An 18655-nucleotide genomic window follows, 5' to 3' on the forward strand; every position below is an offset into this window, starting at 1 on the left:
CTCACCACGCCACATTTTCGTATAACGGGTGGTCGTAGGTAACTGTACTTCACCTTCAATTTTAATCGTTGGGTTAAACTTCGGAACCGTTAGTAAATCACCATCCTGAAGAATCAAGTCAATATCCGTATGCGGTTTTTCCAGGATTTTCTTCAGATCAATACCGATGGCTTCTTCTTTATTTTCGGCTACTACATCGGCTTGCAGAGCAGATTTCCGACCATCGTTACTGATGGTATTCAAGGTCTTCTGCTGCTGGTCAATTTCTGCTTTCGTAAGCTTGGTTCTACGAATCAGTGAAGCTCCTTCCACGTAGGCATAGGCGGTTAAACCACCGGAGCGTTTGATCAGATCCGAAATACGTTCGTCGCGATCGACCAGACCGTAATCACCCGGCGTGCGTACCTGACCTTCGACTCTCGCTGCCTGGTTGTTTTCGAAGTTGGGAGAAGCCCGCACATATACCACGTCATAGGGTTTCAGCTGGAACTTGGAAGCTTCTTCCGTCAGACGCAGGTCACGGCTAATTGCCAGGGTAAAGGTTTCCGCCAGCGTCGAGTTGATGAGTTTTGGATCATCGGAATCCAGGCGTTTGGGACGAATTACCTCAATGTGATTCGGAGAGGCAGAAGCCCGTAAGTTACCTGCCGTAATGATAAGATCTTCAACGGTCATGCCTTCAAACCAGGGATAGTAACCGTTATTTTCCAGCGAGTCACCTTTAGGGGTATTCACTTCACCTAAAATCCGTACCGTCATACCTTCCCGCAGCTGGGTTACGCTGGATACTTCCAGGCGATCCAGTGGTTTAAGTACCACGTTGGTATCTTTTCCGTTGAGAATGCGGGTCAGGTTTACGGGGATCAGTTCTTCCGTCAAATCATCTTTCTGACGGTGGATGGCCGCACGACCCAGGAATGCATCACGTCTGGGTCCTTCAGCCCGGCTAATCAGGTCTTTCACCGTTGGGTTACGGTCCAGCGGATAAGAGCCGGGCATATACACGGCTCCATTAACTACTACCATGTTTTCTTCGCGTTCGGGCACACGATTGATGCCTACACGGTCACCATTCATTACTACGAACGTATTCATTTCTTCTTCGCGTACATCGATAAACTTACGGCCATTGGGCGTAATGCGTTGAATCGTAATCGTAGGACGGTATGCGTCTTCGACCAGACCACCGGCATACGCAATCAAATCGCCGAGTTTTTCGCCGGGTAACAATTCGAAATAACCCGTCTTCTTTACCCCTGTAGTAAGTTCTATGCGTGAACGGTAGGGGGGGATTTGAATGACATCGTCATCTTTCAGACTGATGTCGCTCATCCGCAAACCTTTCGTCAGGTATTTGTACAAATCGATGGTCCGGAATACGGTATCCTGACCGGAACGGTTACGGCGAATCAGATTGATGGTACGGAAAGAACCCGAAGCCGTTGGGCCACCCGAGAAATACAGGGCGTTCATAACCGTAGCCAGCGAAGGAAGATTATACGTGCCCGGATTCACGACTTCTCCGATGAAGTTAACCCGAATACTACGGATGTTACCAATACGGATACTCATGTCCATACCGCGGCCAATCGGATAAATGCGGGCAAGCTTCGTCCGAATCCGCTCCGTGGCGGCTTCAATCGTCAGACCATTTACGAAGATAGGTCCTACCTGTTCCAGTTGTAAAATCCCTTCGGGGGTAATGGTTTTCTGAATATTGATATCGCGGTACAGATCACCGTACACATTGATGATCAACTGATCACCAGCACCTAAGATGTAACCTTTGGGCGTCGGAATATTGGTAATGGGAGCAATATCCAGACTTTTATTTGAGAAAATATCGGCACCAAAAATTTTGATTTTTTGTTCTTTCGTACCGGGCTCTTCGGTATTGGCTCGTAACAGACGCACGGAGTCCTCACGAGCTTTTGCTCGCTGGTCCTGGATGTACTGCCGTTGCTGGGCATTGTCTACCTGATTGGTATTCCCTGGATTAACCAGCGTAGGCTGTTGCTGCTGCTGTATGGGAAAATTAGCAGGTAAGCTGGACGGGGGATATGGTAACTGGGGGAACTGAGCCCACGCAAGCTGAGTGAACAGCAAAAAGCCAGAAAAAAGCGTTAGTTTCAGAGTCGATAGAGATTGAAGGAGTGGGACAAAAAGAAAAGTTCTAAAGACGCTAGGCCGAACAAAGGGCAACATTTCGATTCTCTTTTGGTTAAAATTGATTTTTTCCCGGAAGGGCTGGACTCGGAAATTCACCTGATATCTAAACAGTTTACACTGAAGTAGTGATCAAAAATCACTTCAAGCCCACAAAGTAAAGCACTAAATTCCTAAATTCAGCTACCATTCATAGAATTAACATTTGCCTAAAATACGATTTTTCCTATGATGGAAATTGAACAAATCTTATTTTTGATGAACGATTGAATGGTTGAAAAATTGACTCATGGCAGAACAAAAATTAACAGATTACACCGAAGATAGTATCCGTTCGCTGGACTGGAAAGAGCATATTCGCCTGCGTCCGGGGATGTATATTGGGAAACTGGGCGACGGTTCTTCGGCGGATGACGGGATTTACGTACTTGTAAAAGAAGTCATTGACAACTGTATTGACGAACACGTCATGGGATTCGGCAAAACGATTGAAGTAAAGATTGCTGAACACCGCGTGGAGGTACGTGACTACGGTCGGGGCATACCGTTGGGGAAGGTCATCGACGTAGTTTCTAAAATTAATACGGGTGGAAAATACGACTCCGGAGCCTTCCAGAAATCAGTAGGGTTGAACGGGGTTGGTACGAAAGCTGTGAACGCTCTTTCGGCCTTTTTCCGGGTTCAGTCGGTACGGGATGGTCAGGCCAAGTGGGCCGAATTCTCGAAGGGCGAACTCGTGCGTCAGTCCAAAGGCACCATTGAAACCAAGGAACGGAACGGTACGCACGTAGTGTTTGAGCCGGATAATACGGTATTTAAAAATTACCACTTCATTCCGCAGTATCTGGAAAACCAGATCTGGAACTATGCGTACCTGAATGCTGGGCTTACGATCCAGTTTAACGGCCAAAAGTACATAGCCCAGCGGGGGCTGCTGGATTTGCTCGAACGCAAGACGGATCCCGATAGTATTCGGTATCCCATCATCCACCTGAAAGGAAATGATATTGAGATTGCCATGACGCACGGCAATCAATATGGCGAGGAATACTATTCGTTTGTGAACGGTCAGAATACGACCATGGGGGGTACGCACCTGGCGGCTTTTAAAGAAGCCGTAGTCAAGACCGCCCGCGAATTTTTCAAGAAAGATTACGCTCCCGAAGACATCCGGGCCAGTATCTCCGCGGCCGTCTCCCTGCGGGTACAGGAACCCGTATTCGAATCGCAGACGAAGACGAAACTGGGTTCGACGAATATGTCGCCGGATACCAGCTCGCCAACTGTACGCGGCCACGTCGTTGACTTTTTAAAAACGGAACTGGACAACTTCCTCCATAAAAATCCGGCGGTTGCTGAGGCGATGAAAAAACGCATCGAGCAGTCGGAACGGGAACGGAAGGAAATTGCCGGAATCAAAAAGCTGGCGAATGACCGGGCTAAAAAAGCCAGCGTTCACAACAAGAAATTACGCGACTGCCGTATTCACCTGCCGGATGCCAAAGCCGAAGACCGGCTGGAAACGACCCTGTTCATTACGGAAGGGGATTCAGCATCGGGTTCCATTACAAAGTCCCGAAATGTACAGACACAGGCCGTATTCAGTCTTCGCGGAAAGCCGCTGAACTGCTTCGGACTGACCAAGAAGATTGTGTACGAAAACGAAGAGTTTAATCTGCTGCAACACGCGTTGGACATCGAAGCCGGTCTGGATACGCTTCGGTTTAACCGAATCGTCATTGCTACCGATGCCGACGTGGATGGGATGCACATCCGTTTGTTGTTGCTGACGTTCTTCCTGCAATTCTTCCCTGACATTGTACGGAATGGTCACCTGTACATTTTGGAAACGCCTCTGTTCCGGGTACGGAATCCGAAAAAGCACGAGGATACCATTTACTGTTACTCGGAAGAGGAGAAGCAGAAAGCGATAGCCCGGCTTTCTACGAATGGACGTAAAGTAGAGATCACCCGATTTAAAGGCCTGGGTGAAATTTCTCCCGATGAATTTGGAAAGTTCATTGGCGAAGACATGCGTTTGGAACCGGTGATCCTGGAAAAAGAATCGACGATTCCAAAGTTGTTAAGCTATTACATGGGTAAAAACACGCCCGACCGTCAGCGGTTCATTATTGATAACCTCATCATCGAAAAAGATGATGTCGAGGAGATATTGGAAGTAGCCTAACTAATGTTCAACGCCTGATGAGAACCTCCTCATCAGCGTTTTTGTTTTTCCGAAACAAACCGCATTCCATTGAAGTTTAGTAGCAAGCATGAACGAGCTAAAATTCGCGGAGATTGGTACCAGGAACGGGCCGAAGCAGAGTCTTTATACTCAGCTGGTCATTAAAAAACTGATAATTATTTTTTAATGGGATGACTTTGTGGCACCCCTCCAACGATTGATCCCGTTTATCTTTGCGAAAACCAAATCCAATCTGTCATGGACAATGCATTAGCTACAGAACCCAAGCTTATGGACCTGGATACCTTTCGGTCAGAAATGGACACCAAGGGCTGGGTAATTTTTAATGAAGTACTGGAAGATGACTTCCGTGAAGAGCTCATCAAAGCTCAGGATATAGCGACGGAAGAGTGCCGTCAGATTCAGATTAAAAATGGCGTTGTTAACCGTACGGCCGGAACCTCGCACCATCTGGTAGTTTTTGAAGGGGCGTTCATGAAGTTCCTCGAGCAGATGCCTCTGCACGAGTACATGACGGCCTATTTTGATAACGGTCCATACATCCTCAACTCGTTCGGGGGCGTTATGAACTTCAAGGCTGAAACCTCTTCCTACGTAGGAAATGTACACCGCGATATTCGTACCTGGAGCGGTGATTTGCATCTGATGCTGAATATGCTGGTGATGCTCGACGACTTTACGCCCGAAAACGGAGCGACCTGGTTCATGAGCGGTTCCCACAAATACGCCGAAAAGCCTTCGGACGAACAATTCTTTGCCGTAGCTGAACAGGCGGTAGCGAAAAAAGGTAGTATCGTTTTGTTCAACTCGAACGTATGGCACGCCGCTGGTACCAACCAGACCGATCAGATTCGTCGTGGTTTGACGCCGATGTTTACCAAGCCTTTCTTCAAACCTCAGTTTGACTACTCACGCTACTTCGGTTACGAGCGTACGGCTACTTTCTCACCGCTGGTGAAACAGTTGCTGGGCTATAACTCCCGCGTACCTGCCGACCTGGATGAATGGTATCAGGTACCAGAAAAACGCTTATATATTCCGGGACAAGGTTAATTGCATTAAATTGCAGGCCAATTCAGAAGTGAATCATCCGTAAGTGCTCTTTTTGAAAAGGCCGACGGATCCACATACGGAAGTAAAATAAACCCAATCCCTTTCCAGCAACTGCTGGAAAGGGTTTCTCATTTAAACAATTCAACCAACGATTATGGATCAGACGCTGCAGGCTGAGTACGAAAACCTGAATAAAATCACTGCCGATTACGACGATTATGAATTTGACCGCCGGATGCGTCATTATATGATGCGTACCCTGGAACCATTCATGCGGGAAGGAAAGGCCTTGGAATTGGGTTGCATGTACGGCGAGTTTACCAGCATTCTTGCCAAGCGTTTCGATGATCTGACGGTAGTAGACGCCGCTGAGGAGTTTCTGGCAATTACCAAAGGTCGGGTAGGCGATAAAGTAAAGTTCATCAACGGACTTTTTGAAACATTTGAATCGGATGAAAAGTACGATGCCATTTTCATCATGCACGTACTGGAACATCTGATTAATCCGGTTGAAATCATGGCTCGCGTACGTCAGTTCCTCACTCCAACGGGACGTCTGTTCCTGATTGTACCCAACGCCAACGCGGGCTCTCGCCAGATTGCCGTGAAAATGGGCTTCCTGACGCACAATGCCGCTTTGACGCCCGCTGACGTAAAGCACGGTCACCGCATTACGTATTCACTCGATACCCTCGAAAAAGATGTACTGGAAGCGGGCTTGAGCGTCGTGCACCGGGGTGGTATCTTCTTCAAAGGCTTGGCAAACTTCCAGTTGGATAAAGCCCTCGAAGCGGGTATCATCGATGACAAATACATGGAAGGCTGTTTCCAACTGGGTATGGTATATCCGGATCTGTGCAGCAGTGTGTACGTAGTGGCTGAAAATAAATAATGATTCAGTTCAGAGAAATCATCATCGAAGACGTTCCGTCCATCAATCGCTGGCGAAACGATCCGGAGGTAATGCAGTATCTAACAAACCAGTTTCGGTACATTGGCCTGGAGGCTGACCGGAACTGGTTTGCTTATTATCAGCAGCACCGTGATCAGGCCGTGCGACTGGCTATTGTGGACGACGCCACGCTGATAGGTACCGTTCAGTTAACCCAAATAGACCGGGTCAACCAGCAGGCGGAGTACAGCATTATGATTGGTGAAAAAAATCATCAGTCGAAAGGCATTGGACGCTTAGCTACGGAAGAGATCCTTCGTCACGGATTCAATGATTTAAATTTACATCGGATCTATCTGACGGTACTTCCCGAGAATGATCGGGCCATTCGCCTGTACGAGTCCTTCGGTTTCCAACAGGAAGGTCTGTACCGAAAGGCCCTGTTCAAGAATGGTCAATTTACGGATGTGATGGGTATGAGCCTTCTTCGCAATGAGTTTCAGAGTCGCTGATTCTGTTCACTCATGACTTTTTTTCTATGAAGCCCAAGCTTAGTGTTTATTGCATTACCTATAACCACGGCCCTTTTATTGCGGAGGCCCTGGATAGTTTCTTAGCTCAGAAAACCAACTTTGAGTTTGAAATCGTGGTGGGCGATGACGCCTCCAAAGACAACACGCAGGAGGTATTAAAGGAATATCAGCAACGCTATCCGGATAAAATCCGGCTGTTACTGAATCAAACCAATCGCGGAGCGATCTACAATTTTATTGATACGTACGATGCCTGTCAGGGGGAATACCTGGCTCTGTGCGAAGGAGACGACTTCTGGACCAACCCGCTGAAGCTACAGAAACAGGTAGATTTTCTGGATCAGCACCCGGAATTCTCAATGAGTTTCCACAACGCGGAAGTTCGTTATCAGGATGGGAGTGCCCCGGCGTACCTGCTCAACGACCATACGCAGAAGAAAGTGGTAACGGTCGATGACCTCATCGGTAACAAGGAAACCTGGTTTATGGCTACGGCCAGTATCGTACTGCGGAAAACCTTTTTGCCCAAACTGCCCGCCTGGATGGTGGAATCGAAGAGTGGAGATATTCCACTGAATATTCTGATGACGCAACGCGGCCCGGCTGGTTATATGGATGAAGTGATGTCCGTATACCGCAAGCATAGCGGAGGGCAAAGCAATACCGATCACCGTTGGGAAGCCCACTTTTTGTTGAACCGGATTAATATGTATGAACATCTGGACCGCGAAACCGGCTACCAGTTTTCGGAACGGTTTAAGAAAACGATGGCCGAATTTTACTGGTTATTGCCCGATACCGTAGATTTCGAGTCAAAGTTCTGGCCGCGGTTACGCTATACGATGCGAGCGGTAAAGTACGATCCGGCAACGTATCGGAAACCATGGACGAATTTGTTCAAGGAAAAAATCCTAACGAAACGGCAGCTCGACATTTCCCGGAAGCTACGTGGCTTGAAGTAAGACCGAATAAACCCTCATGTACTGTGACTTTAGAAGAATTACGGAATCAGATTGATGCCATCGACAATCAGTTGCTGGTTCTGATGAATGCCCGGATGAACGTTGTGCAGCAGGTTGGTGAACTCAAACGATCATCGCAGGCCCTGATTTACCGCCCCGAGCGGGAGAAGGCTATTGTAGACCGGCTGGCCCATCAATCCGATGGCTTGCTGCGTTCGGATGCCATCGAAGCCATTTTTCAGGAAATTTTTGCCGTTGCTCGTAATATCGAATTGCCCGAGCGAATTGCGTACCTGGGGCCCGAAGGAAGTTTTACCCACCAGGCCGCCGAATCCCGGTTCGGGGCCATGAGTGAGTATGACGCTTTGCCCACAATTCGATCCGTATTCGAATCCGTAGAGACGGGACGGGCGAAATTTGGCATTGTTCCCATTGAAAACAACCAGGAAGGCTTAGTCTTCGAAACCGTTGATAACCTCAACGAAAAAGACGTGCGTATTGCGGCGGAAATCGTGAAGCCGATTCACTTTGCATTCGCTACGAAGGCCGAAAAGCTGAGCGAAATTCAGCGAATTTATTCCAAGGATATTGGGTTCCGGCAGTGTAAGCGATTCCTGGATGACTATTTCAGCGGGTATTCAGTAGAGATTATCCCGGTGGAATCAACATCCAAAGCTGCCAAAATGGCATCGGAAGATCCTTACGCTGCTGCGATCTGCTCGGACATTGCCGGAAAGATTTATGGCGTACCCGTTTTGTTTAATAACATCCAGGATTCTATTGTTAACCGTACCCGTTTTTTGATTCTGGCCAAAGAATTCGATACCATGCCTTCGGGAAATGATAAAACGACGGTAATTGTACAGTTTCCGAATTCGGATAAATCGGGTACGCTTTCGCGATTCCTGCGGGAGTTTGAGGTGTACGACATCAACCTAACGAAACTGGCGAGTCATCCCAGTCGGCAGGGGGATCGGTTTGGCTTCTGGTTCCTGATGGAATTTGAAGGACACGCGAAAGACGACAAAGTGCAAAAGATTTTTCGGCAGATTCAATCCGAAATCAAGTGGCTGGGTAGCTACGTAAAGCTGGTAGATTAGCAGACCCAAGCCATTCAATAATAACAAAAAAGCAAATCGCCCGAACGTTCCTAACGTTCGGGCGATTTGCTTTGAAATCTGAATGTAAAGACAGCGGTAAGACGTCGTCTTTTAACCCTTACTTGGTATAGGAATGGCTGTGCAAAATCGCCAGCGAATCAACCTTATCCTGTCCGATTTGGGTGATAAGGGGTTCCAGGCCTTCGTATTTCACCTGCCCCCGTAACCAGGCTACGAATTCAAGCGTGAGCTTTTCCCCGTAAATTTCCTGATCAAAATCGAAGATATTCACCTCAATGGTTCGAATCGTTCCTTCTACGGTTGGATTCGTACCGATGCTGAGCATGCCGCCGTACCAGTCGTTTCGCCAGCGTACGCGAACGGCATATACGCCATCCGCGGGTACTAATTTGTAGGATTCAGGTAATTCCAGGTTGGCCGTAGGGTAGCCCAGTTGCCGACCCAGCTGCCGGCCTTTGACAACCGTACCACTCAGCGTATAGGGACGGCCCAGGAAGTTGGCGGCGGTACCTACGTCGCCCGAAAGTAAGGCCTGTCGAATGCGAGTTGAACTAACGGCCAGATGCTCCACATCCTGGCTAGGAATTTCTTCGACCGTAAATCCGTATTCATGAGCGTGAGCCTGTAAGTAGTCGAAACCCCCTTCGCGATTCCGCCCAAAACGGTGGTCGTACCCAATGACGAGGCGTTTGGTACCGATGGTAGCAATAAGGATGTTACGAATGAATTCGTCCGAGGTGAGTAGCGAAAAATCCCGATTAAAGGGAATCACGACTAAGTGATCGATACCCGATGCCGCCAGCGATTCAATCTTCTCTTCGAGCGTATTCAGCAATTTCAGATCGGCACTGTCGGCCGCAACGACCGTACGGGGATGGGGCCAAAACGTAAGGACCACCGATTCACCCTGCGACTGTCGGGCTGATTCAATCAACCGCTGTAATATTTTCTGATGGCCTAGATGCACGCCATCGAATGTCCCACTTGTCACTACGGCGTTCGAAAGTCTCCGAAAGTGCTCAATGCCATGATGTACTTGCATAGATTTTAAAGGGGTCTGATGCGGGGTTCGTACAGCGTGCTACCGGGGCGGTGTGTCTCCACGAACTGCTCGAGGGAGACCGCGTCCGCGACGTTGAAATCCCCAATGCGGGTACGACGCAGACTTTTTAAATACGCTCCAGACTGACAGCGTACGCCGAAATCCCGGACCAGACTACGGATATACGTGCCTTTGGAACAGACAATCCGAAAATCCAGTTCAGGAAATCGGCTCTGATCAATCTCAAAGGTCGATACAGTAATAATTTTGGATTTAATTTCTGCTTCCTGTCCGCTACGAGCCAGCTCATAGGCTCGCTTCCCATCCACCTTAACCGCTGAAAAAATTGGAGGGGTTTGGGAAATGGCTCCGGTCAATGCCTGCCGGGCCGATTCCAGGATCTGGGCTGTAATGTGTTCGATGGGATATTCCGCGTCGAATGGCGTTTCCAAATCCACCGAAGGCGTCGTTTTACCCAGCACAAACGTACCCGTATATTCTTTTTCGGCCGCCTGATAACTTTCAATCTGCTTGGTCATCTTTCCGGTACAGCAGATCAGCAGGCCCGTAGCCAGGGGATCGAGTGTACCGGCGTGACCAATTTTCTTGTATTGGGCTGCCCACTTCAGCTTCTTTACCACCGCAAAGGAAGTCCAGCCCAGAGGCTTATCAATCAATAGGACTTCGCCGGAATCAGCAACCGGTTCTGTTGTTTCATTCGTCATTGTTACACTACTTCCATTTGCATACCGCTCAGCAGTAAGCCAATGATGATTAATCCCATAATGATTCGGTACCAACCGAAAACTTTAAAGCCGTACTTCGTTAAAAAGCTAATGAAAAAGCGAATGGCCAGCATGGCGACGATAAACGCAACCACATTTCCGATGGCAAATAGCTTCCATTGTTCGGTGGTCAGCGTGTTGCCATCCATAAAGTAATCCAGCATTTTCTTACCGGTGGCAGCAAACATGGTAGGTACTGCCAGAAAGAACGAAAATTCAGCGGCGGCTTTCCGACTAATGCCCTGACTCATACCGCCCACGATGGAAGCTCCTGAACGGGATACGCCGGGAATCATGGCGATACACTGGAAAAGACCAATTTTAAAGGCATTCCAAAGGTCAATATCTTCCGAATCATCGATGCGGGGCCGGTTAAACCATTTGTCTACAAACAGCAGGATGATCCCGCCAATGAGTAAGGAAACGGCTACCCCCATGGCACTTTCCAGCAGACTGTCAATGACATCACTAAGTAAAAGTCCAAATACGGCTGCCGGAATAAAGGCGACGAAAAGCTTGATATAAAACTGAATACTCCGGAAAAAACGCTTGATATACAACACCAGTACCGATAAAATGGCCCCAAACTGAATCGCAACGGTAAAGAGTTTCACGAACGGTTCTGAAGCAATTCCGGCGAAGGAAGAGTACAGAATCATGTGTCCGGTTGAAGAAATGGGAAGAAATTCAGTAAGACCTTCAATAATGGCCAGAATAATGGCGTGAAGAATGGACATGAACAGGTTGATTGATGGGAAAGGGCGGAAAGATACTAAAGAAAAGTACTAGGAACACGGGGCTCCTAGTACCGAAAAGTTAATTCTAAGAAAAACTTAAGCTTTAGGTTTCTGCAGAATAGCGTAAAACTCAATGATATAACCCACCACTACAACCAGCGGTCCGAGCGTCAGGCCCATAAAACCAAAACCAAAAGGCTCTTTATCCATATTCATAATCAAAAAGCCGACCAGAATGGTCACTACGCCAATGATCATCCACAGGTAATTGCTCCGTTGAAAAGGCATGGCCTGAGCAGGAGCGGGGCTTACGGGCGTAGCGGGAGTCGTGTAAGGATTCACACTGGGAGCTACTTTCGTTTCTGTTGCCATAAGTTAAAATTAGTTATGAGCCACACGGGCCAGACGTATGAAAAATCACTCAATACAACCGATCTATGGAAGAACGTAAATACCGTTCCACCGATTGAAAGGTACTAATAAATCCAATGAGCATTCCTATGAAGGCTAGTGATACGGCTAAGGTAGCTAGCTTTTTCCAGTCACCCAGAAGTAGGTAAATGCCATCAATGTATTTGAAACCCAGATTGACGATGACCGCCAGTAAGCCGCAGGCAAACAGAGCACTTAATAGCCCCTGAACAATACCCCGGTACAAAAAGGGCTTCCGAATAAATCCGTTTGTCGCCCCAACCAACTGCATACTGCGAATGGTAAATCGCTGGGAATACAGGGCTAATTTAATGGTATTATTCACTAGTACTACAATGATAATCAGCAATAAAACCACAAAGACGGAGAGTACGAGGTAGATTTTGGTGATGTTTTTATTCACATCTTCAACAAAGTTCTCTACGTACGTAGCTTCAAATACCCCCGGAATTTTCTGAAGGTCCTGCTTGATTTGTTTCAGTCCAGCTTCAGAAAAGTAATCTTCCTGGATTTTGATAAAAACGCCGTCCCGTAATGGGTTTTCACCGAGGAAATCTTTGAAGTTTTCACCCGTATCTTTAATAAACTTTTCGGCGGCTTCTTCCTTGGATACGTACGTTACCTGAGGTTTTCCCTCGCGGGTGGCTACGTAAGGCTTTGCTACGATGGTTCGCCGAATTTGTTCCGCCTGATCATTGGTCAGATCCTTGTTCAGGTATACCTGAACTTCGATATTCTGTTTGACTACCTCTGACAACTTTCGTCCCATCACCGTCAATAAACCACATAAACCCATTAGAAATAGGGCAATCGTGAGACTGACAGTAACGGTCAGATTGGGTAAGTATTTCTTTCGTCGTTGAGTAGTGGCCATACGAAACAATCAGTACAAAAATAGAGCTTTCCGAATACGAAGAGCAGCGAAACAGAGAATTTAAGGGATTTTAACGGAACCCGCGAAGCGTAAAGAACGAATACTTTACTGCTCTTAGTTACGCCGACTGATTTCATCCCGAATCTGAGCGGCTTTTTCGTACTCCTCATTGCTAAGAGCCTGATCAAGCATACGCTGCAAATCTTCCATGGAATTATCCTTCAGTTGATCGGGGAAGGGCTTGGATTTGCTGCTACCGGTACTGGAAGGAGCCGCTGATTCAGAAGAACGTTCGCTACTACTGCCTTCGTTGGCCACGATGCCCGCTTCTGACAGTAAGTTTTCGAAGGTATAAATGGGAACGTTGAATCGCAGGCCAATGGCAATGGCATCCGAAGGGCGGGCGTCGATTACGCGTTCTTTCAGTCCATCGGTGCAAACAATCTGAGCAAAGAAAATACCTTCCCGCAAATCCGAAATGACAATTTCCGTGACTTTATAGTGAAAGCCCTGAGCAAACGACTTGAACAAATCGTGCGTCATGGGTCGGTTAGGCGTAATTTTCTCAATTTCTATGGCGATCGCCTGAGCTTCAAACATACCGATGATGATGGGTAATCGGCGGTTTCCGAATTCTTCGCCCAATATCAACGCAAATGATCCGGTCTGTGACTGACTCGGAGAAAGACCTAAAATCTCTAACTTGATTTTTTCCACTGGTATACGACCTCTATTTAGAAAGGTAGGCAAAAGTAAGAAGACCCGTCGAGTTTTGGAAACCGGACGAGCCTTATTACCCGACAAAGCCCTAAAAGGACTACCAGAATGCTAACGAAAAGACTATACCAATTGTTCTCGGGCCGCTTTTGTCAGGCGGGGGAGTATGTCAAAAACGTCACCCACGATGCCATAATCGGCAGCTTTGAAGAAAGGGGCTTCCGGATCCTTATTAATCACGACAATTACTTTCGAACCATTGACCCCGGCCAGGTGCTGAATGGCTCCGGAAATACCACAGGCAATGTAGACGTTCGGGCTGACTTTCAGGCCCGTTTGCCCAATATGCTCGTGGTGCGGTCGCCAGTCCAGGTCAGATACGGGTTTGGAACAGCCGGTTGCCGCGTGCAAAGCTTCGGCTAGTTCTTCGAGGGGTTTCCAGTGCTCAGGTCCTTTCATCCCGCGACCCCCGGAAACAATAATGTCCGCATCCGAAAGCGAAATTTCTCCGGTCGCCTTTTCGGTTTGAATAACCTTCGCTACAAAATCAGTTTCCGGAATCGAAGGGCTAAAACTTTCGACGCTGGCCGTAGCCTGACTTAATTCGGGGGAAACGACGTTTTTCTTAAGCGTCAGGATTTTTCGGCCCTCCCGCATTTCGGTAATGGCAAAGGCTTTCCCCGTGTAAATGCTATGTTTTACCCGGAATCCATTACTCGTATCGGGCAATTCGGTAACGTTTGATACCAGGCCCGCTTTGAGTTTACCCGCCGAACGAGCCGCCAGCGTATCTCCTAACGACGATTTGGCAATGACAATGACGGACGCCTGTTCTAACTCGACGGCAGCGGCCAGTACACTGGCATACGCCAGGGCATTCGCTGCATTGAGCTTTTCGTCGCTGACGTGCAGCACTTTCGTGACGCCATACTGACCCAGCGAAGCTAAGTCTGCTGACGTGGTACCAATGACCAGAGCCGTAGCTGAGGTCTGGAGTTCTTGAGCTACGTTAGCCCCGTAGTATAACGCTTCCAGGGAGGCCACTTTAACCTCGCCCTGATCTAATTCAGCAAAAATGAGGACGGACATAGGGAGGAATGTTTAGCGTTTAGGATAGGTTTAGTTGATTGTTGTTGATGGATAACCATTTGGGTATTGACTGGTGGCGAAGAGTAGTTCCTGGTCTTGCAGCCTATTGAATATGACATCACTGTAAGTAATTAAGATCGTCTAAACCGAATACCCCAACGAACAACCAATAACAATCAACCAAAAAACCAATTACAGCACCTTCGCTTCCGTACGAAGTAAGGTAATGAGCGTTTCGGCTTCTGCCGCCGGAATCATTTTTACGGCTCCTTTGGCTGGGGGTAGTTCGAAACGGGTGGCCTGCGTCAGGGAATCCTGACCCGTAGGCTCCACTACGTTGAGGGGTTTGGTACGGGCCGTCATAATGCCCCGCATATTAGGGATTTTCCACTCGGCAATGGGTTCCTGACAACCGAGTACCAGCGGAAGGGGAGCTTCTAGTAGTTCCTTGCCGCCTTCAATCTCTCGGGTAAGCTGGGCGGTATGGCCCGTGATCTCCAGTTTCATAACGGGCGAATAGGAGGGCAAGCCTAGCATTTCGCCGACAATGCCGTGTACCTGACCACCGTTGAAATCAATGGATTCGCGACCCATGAGAATCAGGTCATAGGATTCACGCTGGGCGATGGCGGCAATTTGTTCAGCCACAAAATAGGCGTCCCGGGGCTCGGCGTTCACGCGGATGGCGTCATCGGCTCCAACCGCGAGAGCCTTCCGGATGATGGGTTCGCCGTCGGCATCGCCTACGTTAAGTACGGTTACCGTACCACCTAGTTGTTCTTTTAAATCAACGGCCCGGCTCAGGGCGTAATCGTCGTAAGGTCCGGCAATAAATTGAACGCCGGTTTTATTCAGCTTGGTGTCACCGTCGGTGAACGATATTTTCGCTGTCGTATCCGGAACGATACTAAGACAAACCAGAATTTTCATAGCTTATTTGTAATAAAAGAGGTTTTGATAGGAAACAAACACGATTCTATCGAATGCGAAGTTAAAATTGTTTTTGAATAAACGTATGCAAGCATACTAATTTATAAGAAAGAATGTATGAATCGACTCGAACAGTTGCTGGCGTTTTGTGAAGAAGAACCGAATGATCCCTTTAACTGGTATGCCTTAACGCTCGAATACCAGAAGTCCGACCCTGAGAAAGCAGGCGAGGGGTACGATAAATTAGTACAGGATTTCCCCGGATACGTGCCTACGTATTATCACGCGGGGCAATTCTGGGCCGAGGCGGGTGAGGAAGAAAAAGCCAAAGCGATTTATGAAGCAGGCATTCATCAGGCCGAGCAGGCGAAAGACTTTCACGCTTTACGCGAACTGAAAGGAGCCCTGCAACGCTGGATGGATGAGTGGGAAATGTGATTTTAGTTGTTGGTTGATGGTTTTTAGTTGATGGTGAATGGTCTTGTAGGGACTGGTTTGAATGGTTGGTTGTTCGTAGCTGTGTCTATTTAGGCTTGCAATGATAATAATGTCTACCGACCTCTCCCTACAAACAACCAACAACTAGAAACCCTCAACTAAACCGAAGGATACTGCCACTGCCCCCGGTAATCGCGGCGGAGTAGTTTATTGGCTTCGTCGTCGTTGAGGACGAGTTCTTTCTGGCCGTCCCAGTTAATGCTACGGCCTAGTTTATAGGAAAGCATACCCAGTAGGGCCATATTAGTGGAGCGATGCCCGATTTCGATGTCACAAACGGGGCGTTTACCCGTGGAAATACAATCGAGGAAATTACGCCAGAGTCCGGCGATATTCTGCTGATCGGGTAAATCGAGGGAAGGGTCCTGATGGATGACGGGTTTGTTTTTGTTCGATGGATAAAACGTCCAGCCGTCCGTCCAGCCCATGTGGAAGGTACCTTCCGTTCCGTAGAAATAGCAGCCCACATTGGCTTTTTCGGCTTCGTTACCGGCAAACAGGCGGTGTTCCCATTCCACCGTAAAATCATCAAATTTCCAGACGGCTACCTGATGGTCGGGAGCATTGGTGTCGTCGCGACGAATGGCCCGGCCACCCGTCGAGTACACCTGTTTTGGAAAGGGATCTTCGCTCCACCATAGAATCTGGTCGAGCCAGTGGATACCCCAGTCGCCCAATTGCCCGTTGGCGTAATCGAGGTGTAACCGGAAACCTTTCGGATGCATACTTGCGTGATACTCGCCGAGCGGGGCGGGTCCGCACCAGAAATCCCAGTCGAGTTCTTTCGGCGGCTCCTGGGCGGGCGTTTTCTCGCCGGGGCCACCGCCGTAGTGCACGAAGGCCCGTACCATACCCACTTTGCCAGCTTTACCGGATTTTAGAAAATCCATTCCGGAAACGTTGTGGGGCGAAACCCGCCGGTGCGTACCGACCTGTACGACGCGGTTGTGCTTGCGGGCGGCGTTGACCATCGCCCGGCCCTCCATCAGTGTATGTCCGATGGGTTTCTCCACGTACACGTGAGCCCCGGATTCGATCGCCGCAATACAGCACAGCGGATGCCAGTGGTCAGGGGTGGCGACAATCACGATTTCTGGTTTTTCCTTGGCCAGCATTTCGCGGTAATCGCGGTAGACCTTGGGCTGATCGCTGGTCAGTTTGCTGAGTTCCTGCTGGGCGGATTTGATCTGACGTGTATCGACATCGCAGAGAGCCACCACTTTCGACTGCCCCGCCTGAACGGCACAACGCAGAATATTCATCCCCCACCAGCCCGAGCCGATGAGAGCGGTCTTGTACTTTTCGGTACGGATAAAGGACGAAAGCAGGGGCGTAGCGAGAAGGCCAGGGAAGCTTTGGACGTGCTTTCCAGAAAAGTTCTTCGGTTCATAGAGGCTAGAGATATAAGACGAAAGCCCGAGGCTTTGAGTCAAATATACGCAGAGTGTTTGGATGAGCGGGACTCCACTTACTTTTTAAGCCTCTGTACGCGGCATTACCGTACCTTATACACAGCCGTTTTCTTGAAACCTTTGAAGTAAATAGAAGAATCCGCAGGCAGATCCATAGAAATGATCCATCGATGGAGACCTTGCTTTTGGCCGGTGATGGTGCCAGACTGAACCCGGTAGCCATAGGGACCATTAAACCCACCATTCCAACCTGAAGTAACGTTGGCAGCTTTTAACTCACGGACGGTACTATAACGAAAGGACAGAAGACTCGGATCAAATTCAAAAGCAATAACCGGAGAACCACAATCGGGGCAATTTCTTAAGTCCCGATCGTCAGCGTTGTAATACGCTACGTAGGTAGAAGCTTTCTCAAGTATGTAAAACGAGCCACCCCGGAGCGTATCGGGGCCCCAAAGATCGATGTAATGATTAGAAAATATAGTATACGTTTCTTTAGGCAAATTCTCCTTGGATTGACAACCCAGAAACAGGATAGATAAGATCAGTAGTCCGAACCAGTTCTTCATACGTAAAAAGGTTTGTGTGGTTGAGTACATGAGTCTGGCTTAAAGTCCGTCCCTTTAAAAGCTTGCGTGAGCGTTTTTAACGTATAGGCGAGCTTCATGTATTACAGAACTTTTCCAGTCTACAAAAGACCCCATCCAAACCACTGGCGTTGGAATGACAAAACCTTAATTTTTGCAACTCAGTCCATCTGTTCAATCAACCGTTTGAAAAGTTGACTCAAATGTGGTTCCGCTTTCGCCGCGGCGGCCAGTATTTCGGAGAGTTTAGCTTCTTTCAACGTTTCCGGAATACACAAATCCGTAATTACGGAGCAGGCGAATACCCGCAGGCCCATCTGCCGGGCCACCAGTACTTCGGGTACGGTACTCATGCCCACGGCGTCCGACCCCAGTTGACGCAACAGACGATACTCGGCTTTGCTTTCGAGTTGCGGTCCCTGTACGCTGGTGTAGACGCCCGTATGCGGCGGCAGACCCAGTTCTTCGAGAATCGTTTTCGCCTGCTGAATCCACGCGGCATCGTAAGGAGCACTCATATCCGGGAAACGGGGACCGAACTCCGGTGGGTTGAAGCCCCGCAACGGACTCTCGGGTAGAACAGAGCAACGTGGTCGTCGATGATCATCAGATCGCT

At 48.5% G+C, this 18655-nt stretch carries 18 protein-coding genes and 1 pseudogene; 7 read left to right on the forward strand and 12 right to left on the reverse strand.

Annotation, left to right across the window (positions count from 1 at the left end):
- Positions 1-2106 (reverse strand): SLBB domain-containing protein (locus BWI97_RS19290; protein WP_102202394.1); only part of this gene is annotated, 2106 nt, incomplete at its 3' end.
- Between the two features lie 349 nt (positions 2107-2455).
- Between BWI97_RS19290 and BWI97_RS19295 the strand changes: the two genes are divergently transcribed.
- The 6 genes from BWI97_RS19295 to pheA all read left to right on the forward strand — a co-directional run bounded on the left by BWI97_RS19295 (position 2456) and on the right by pheA (position 8915).
- Positions 2456-4354 carry a DNA topoisomerase IV subunit B gene (locus BWI97_RS19295; RefSeq protein ID WP_102202395.1) on the forward strand — a complete coding sequence of 633 codons (1899 nt, stop codon included), beginning with the start codon at positions 2456-2458 and terminating at the stop codon, positions 4352-4354.
- A gap of 258 nt (positions 4355-4612) precedes the next feature.
- Positions 4613-5428 carry a phytanoyl-CoA dioxygenase family protein gene (locus tag BWI97_RS19300; RefSeq protein ID WP_199182041.1) on the forward strand — a complete coding sequence of 272 codons (816 nt, stop codon included), beginning with the start codon at positions 4613-4615 and terminating at the stop codon, positions 5426-5428.
- Positions 5429-5582: 154 nt separating this feature from the next.
- Positions 5583-6320: a bifunctional 2-polyprenyl-6-hydroxyphenol methylase/3-demethylubiquinol 3-O-methyltransferase UbiG gene (locus tag BWI97_RS19305; protein WP_102202396.1), complete on the forward strand. Its 738-nt coding sequence runs from the start codon at positions 5583-5585 to the stop codon at positions 6318-6320.
- Entirely contained in the window at positions 6320-6832 is a 513-nt protein-coding gene (locus BWI97_RS19310; RefSeq protein ID WP_102202397.1) for a GNAT family N-acetyltransferase, read from the forward strand. Before BWI97_RS19305 ends, BWI97_RS19310 begins: the two co-directional genes overlap by 1 nt.
- 26 nt (positions 6833-6858) lie before the next feature.
- Positions 6859-7815, forward strand: coding sequence for a glycosyltransferase (locus BWI97_RS19315; protein ID WP_102202398.1), 957 nt, complete (start codon positions 6859-6861; stop codon positions 7813-7815).
- Positions 7816-7838: 23 nt separating this feature from the next.
- Positions 7839-8915, forward strand: a complete 1077-nt coding sequence (pheA, locus tag BWI97_RS19320) for a chorismate mutase (RefSeq protein ID WP_176454351.1) — start codon at positions 7839-7841, stop codon at positions 8913-8915.
- A 118-nt stretch (positions 8916-9033) separates the two neighbouring features.
- On the opposite strand, the gene BWI97_RS19325 is transcribed toward pheA, so the two are convergent.
- From BWI97_RS19325 to BWI97_RS19360, 8 genes are all read right to left on the reverse strand, one after another.
- Entirely contained in the window at positions 9034-9978 is a 945-nt protein-coding gene (locus BWI97_RS19325) for a bifunctional riboflavin kinase/FAD synthetase (protein ID WP_094816980.1), read from the reverse strand.
- A gap of 5 nt (positions 9979-9983) precedes the next feature.
- Positions 9984-10703, reverse strand: a complete 720-nt coding sequence (gene truB, locus BWI97_RS19330; RefSeq protein ID WP_102202399.1) for a tRNA pseudouridine(55) synthase TruB — start codon at positions 10701-10703, stop codon at positions 9984-9986.
- A gap of 2 nt (positions 10704-10705) precedes the next feature.
- Positions 10706-11500: an undecaprenyl-diphosphate phosphatase gene (locus BWI97_RS19335; RefSeq protein WP_102202400.1), complete on the reverse strand. Its 795-nt coding sequence runs from the start codon at positions 11498-11500 to the stop codon at positions 10706-10708.
- Between the two features lie 96 nt (positions 11501-11596).
- Positions 11597-11872, reverse strand: coding sequence for a DUF3098 domain-containing protein (locus BWI97_RS19340; protein ID WP_094816983.1), 276 nt, complete (start codon positions 11870-11872; stop codon positions 11597-11599).
- 49 nt (positions 11873-11921) lie between these two features.
- Positions 11922-12806: an ABC transporter permease gene (locus BWI97_RS19345; protein ID WP_094816984.1), complete on the reverse strand. Its 885-nt coding sequence runs from the start codon at positions 12804-12806 to the stop codon at positions 11922-11924.
- Between the two features lie 114 nt (positions 12807-12920).
- Positions 12921-13523, reverse strand: coding sequence for a bifunctional nuclease family protein (locus BWI97_RS19350; protein WP_094816985.1), 603 nt, complete (start codon positions 13521-13523; stop codon positions 12921-12923).
- 123 nt (positions 13524-13646) lie between these two features.
- Positions 13647-14612 carry an electron transfer flavoprotein subunit alpha/FixB family protein gene (locus BWI97_RS19355; protein ID WP_102202401.1) on the reverse strand — a complete coding sequence of 322 codons (966 nt, stop codon included), beginning with the start codon at positions 14610-14612 and terminating at the stop codon, positions 13647-13649.
- A 192-nt stretch (positions 14613-14804) separates the two neighbouring features.
- Entirely contained in the window at positions 14805-15542 is a 738-nt protein-coding gene (locus BWI97_RS19360) for an electron transfer flavoprotein subunit beta/FixA family protein (RefSeq protein ID WP_102202402.1), read from the reverse strand.
- Between the two features lie 117 nt (positions 15543-15659).
- Between BWI97_RS19360 and BWI97_RS19365 the strand changes: the two genes are divergently transcribed.
- The gene (locus BWI97_RS19365) at positions 15660-15980 is read left to right on the forward strand and encodes an enzyme of heme biosynthesis (protein ID WP_102202403.1); all 321 of its coding nucleotides are present in this window, start codon (positions 15660-15662) and stop codon (positions 15978-15980) included.
- Positions 15981-16138: 158 nt separating this feature from the next.
- On the opposite strand, the pseudogene BWI97_RS19370 reads toward BWI97_RS19365, so the two are convergent.
- From BWI97_RS19370 to BWI97_RS19380, 3 genes and pseudogenes are all read right to left on the reverse strand, one after another.
- Positions 16139-17430: pseudogene (locus tag BWI97_RS19370) on the reverse strand (Gfo/Idh/MocA family protein).
- Positions 17431-17535: 105 nt separating this feature from the next.
- The gene (locus tag BWI97_RS19375) at positions 17536-18021 is read right to left on the reverse strand and encodes a hypothetical protein (protein ID WP_102202404.1); all 486 of its coding nucleotides are present in this window, start codon (positions 18019-18021) and stop codon (positions 17536-17538) included.
- A gap of 179 nt (positions 18022-18200) precedes the next feature.
- Positions 18201-18655: purine-nucleoside phosphorylase (locus tag BWI97_RS19380; protein WP_233207914.1), on the reverse strand; the 455-nt coding region annotated here is incomplete at its 5' end.

The organism is Siphonobacter sp. BAB-5405 (genome assembly GCF_002872335.1).
GTDB lineage: Bacteria > Bacteroidota > Bacteroidia > Cytophagales > Spirosomataceae > Siphonobacter.

What these genes read in the sequence shown, in the direction of transcription:
- BWI97_RS19305 (WP_102202396.1), top strand. Translation starts at nt 5,583, where the DNA reads ATGGATCAGACGCTGCAGGCTGAGTACGAAAACCTGAATAAAATCACT.
- truB (WP_102202399.1), bottom strand. Translation starts at nt 10,703, where the DNA reads ATGACGAATGAAACAACAGAACCGGTTGCTGATTCCGGCGAAGTCCTA.
- BWI97_RS19310 (WP_102202397.1), top strand. Translation starts at nt 6,320, where the DNA reads ATGATTCAGTTCAGAGAAATCATCATCGAAGACGTTCCGTCCATCAAT.
- BWI97_RS19315 (WP_102202398.1), top strand. Translation starts at nt 6,859, where the DNA reads ATGAAGCCCAAGCTTAGTGTTTATTGCATTACCTATAACCACGGCCCT.
- BWI97_RS19300 (WP_199182041.1), top strand. Translation starts at nt 4,613, where the DNA reads ATGGACAATGCATTAGCTACAGAACCCAAGCTTATGGACCTGGATACC.
- BWI97_RS19360 (WP_102202402.1), bottom strand. Translation starts at nt 15,542, where the DNA reads ATGAAAATTCTGGTTTGTCTTAGTATCGTTCCGGATACGACAGCGAAA.
- BWI97_RS19345 (WP_094816984.1), bottom strand. Translation starts at nt 12,806, where the DNA reads ATGGCCACTACTCAACGACGAAAGAAATACTTACCCAATCTGACCGTT.
- BWI97_RS19325 (WP_094816980.1), bottom strand. Translation starts at nt 9,978, where the DNA reads ATGCAAGTACATCATGGCATTGAGCACTTTCGGAGACTTTCGAACGCC.
- BWI97_RS19335 (WP_102202400.1), bottom strand. Translation starts at nt 11,500, where the DNA reads ATGTCCATTCTTCACGCCATTATTCTGGCCATTATTGAAGGTCTTACT.
- BWI97_RS19375 (WP_102202404.1), bottom strand. Translation starts at nt 18,021, where the DNA reads ATGAAGAACTGGTTCGGACTACTGATCTTATCTATCCTGTTTCTGGGT.
- BWI97_RS19365 (WP_102202403.1), top strand. Translation starts at nt 15,660, where the DNA reads ATGAATCGACTCGAACAGTTGCTGGCGTTTTGTGAAGAAGAACCGAAT.
- BWI97_RS19340 (WP_094816983.1), bottom strand. Translation starts at nt 11,872, where the DNA reads ATGGCAACAGAAACGAAAGTAGCTCCCAGTGTGAATCCTTACACGACT.
- BWI97_RS19355 (WP_102202401.1), bottom strand. Translation starts at nt 14,612, where the DNA reads ATGTCCGTCCTCATTTTTGCTGAATTAGATCAGGGCGAGGTTAAAGTG.
- BWI97_RS19295 (WP_102202395.1), top strand. Translation starts at nt 2,456, where the DNA reads ATGGCAGAACAAAAATTAACAGATTACACCGAAGATAGTATCCGTTCG.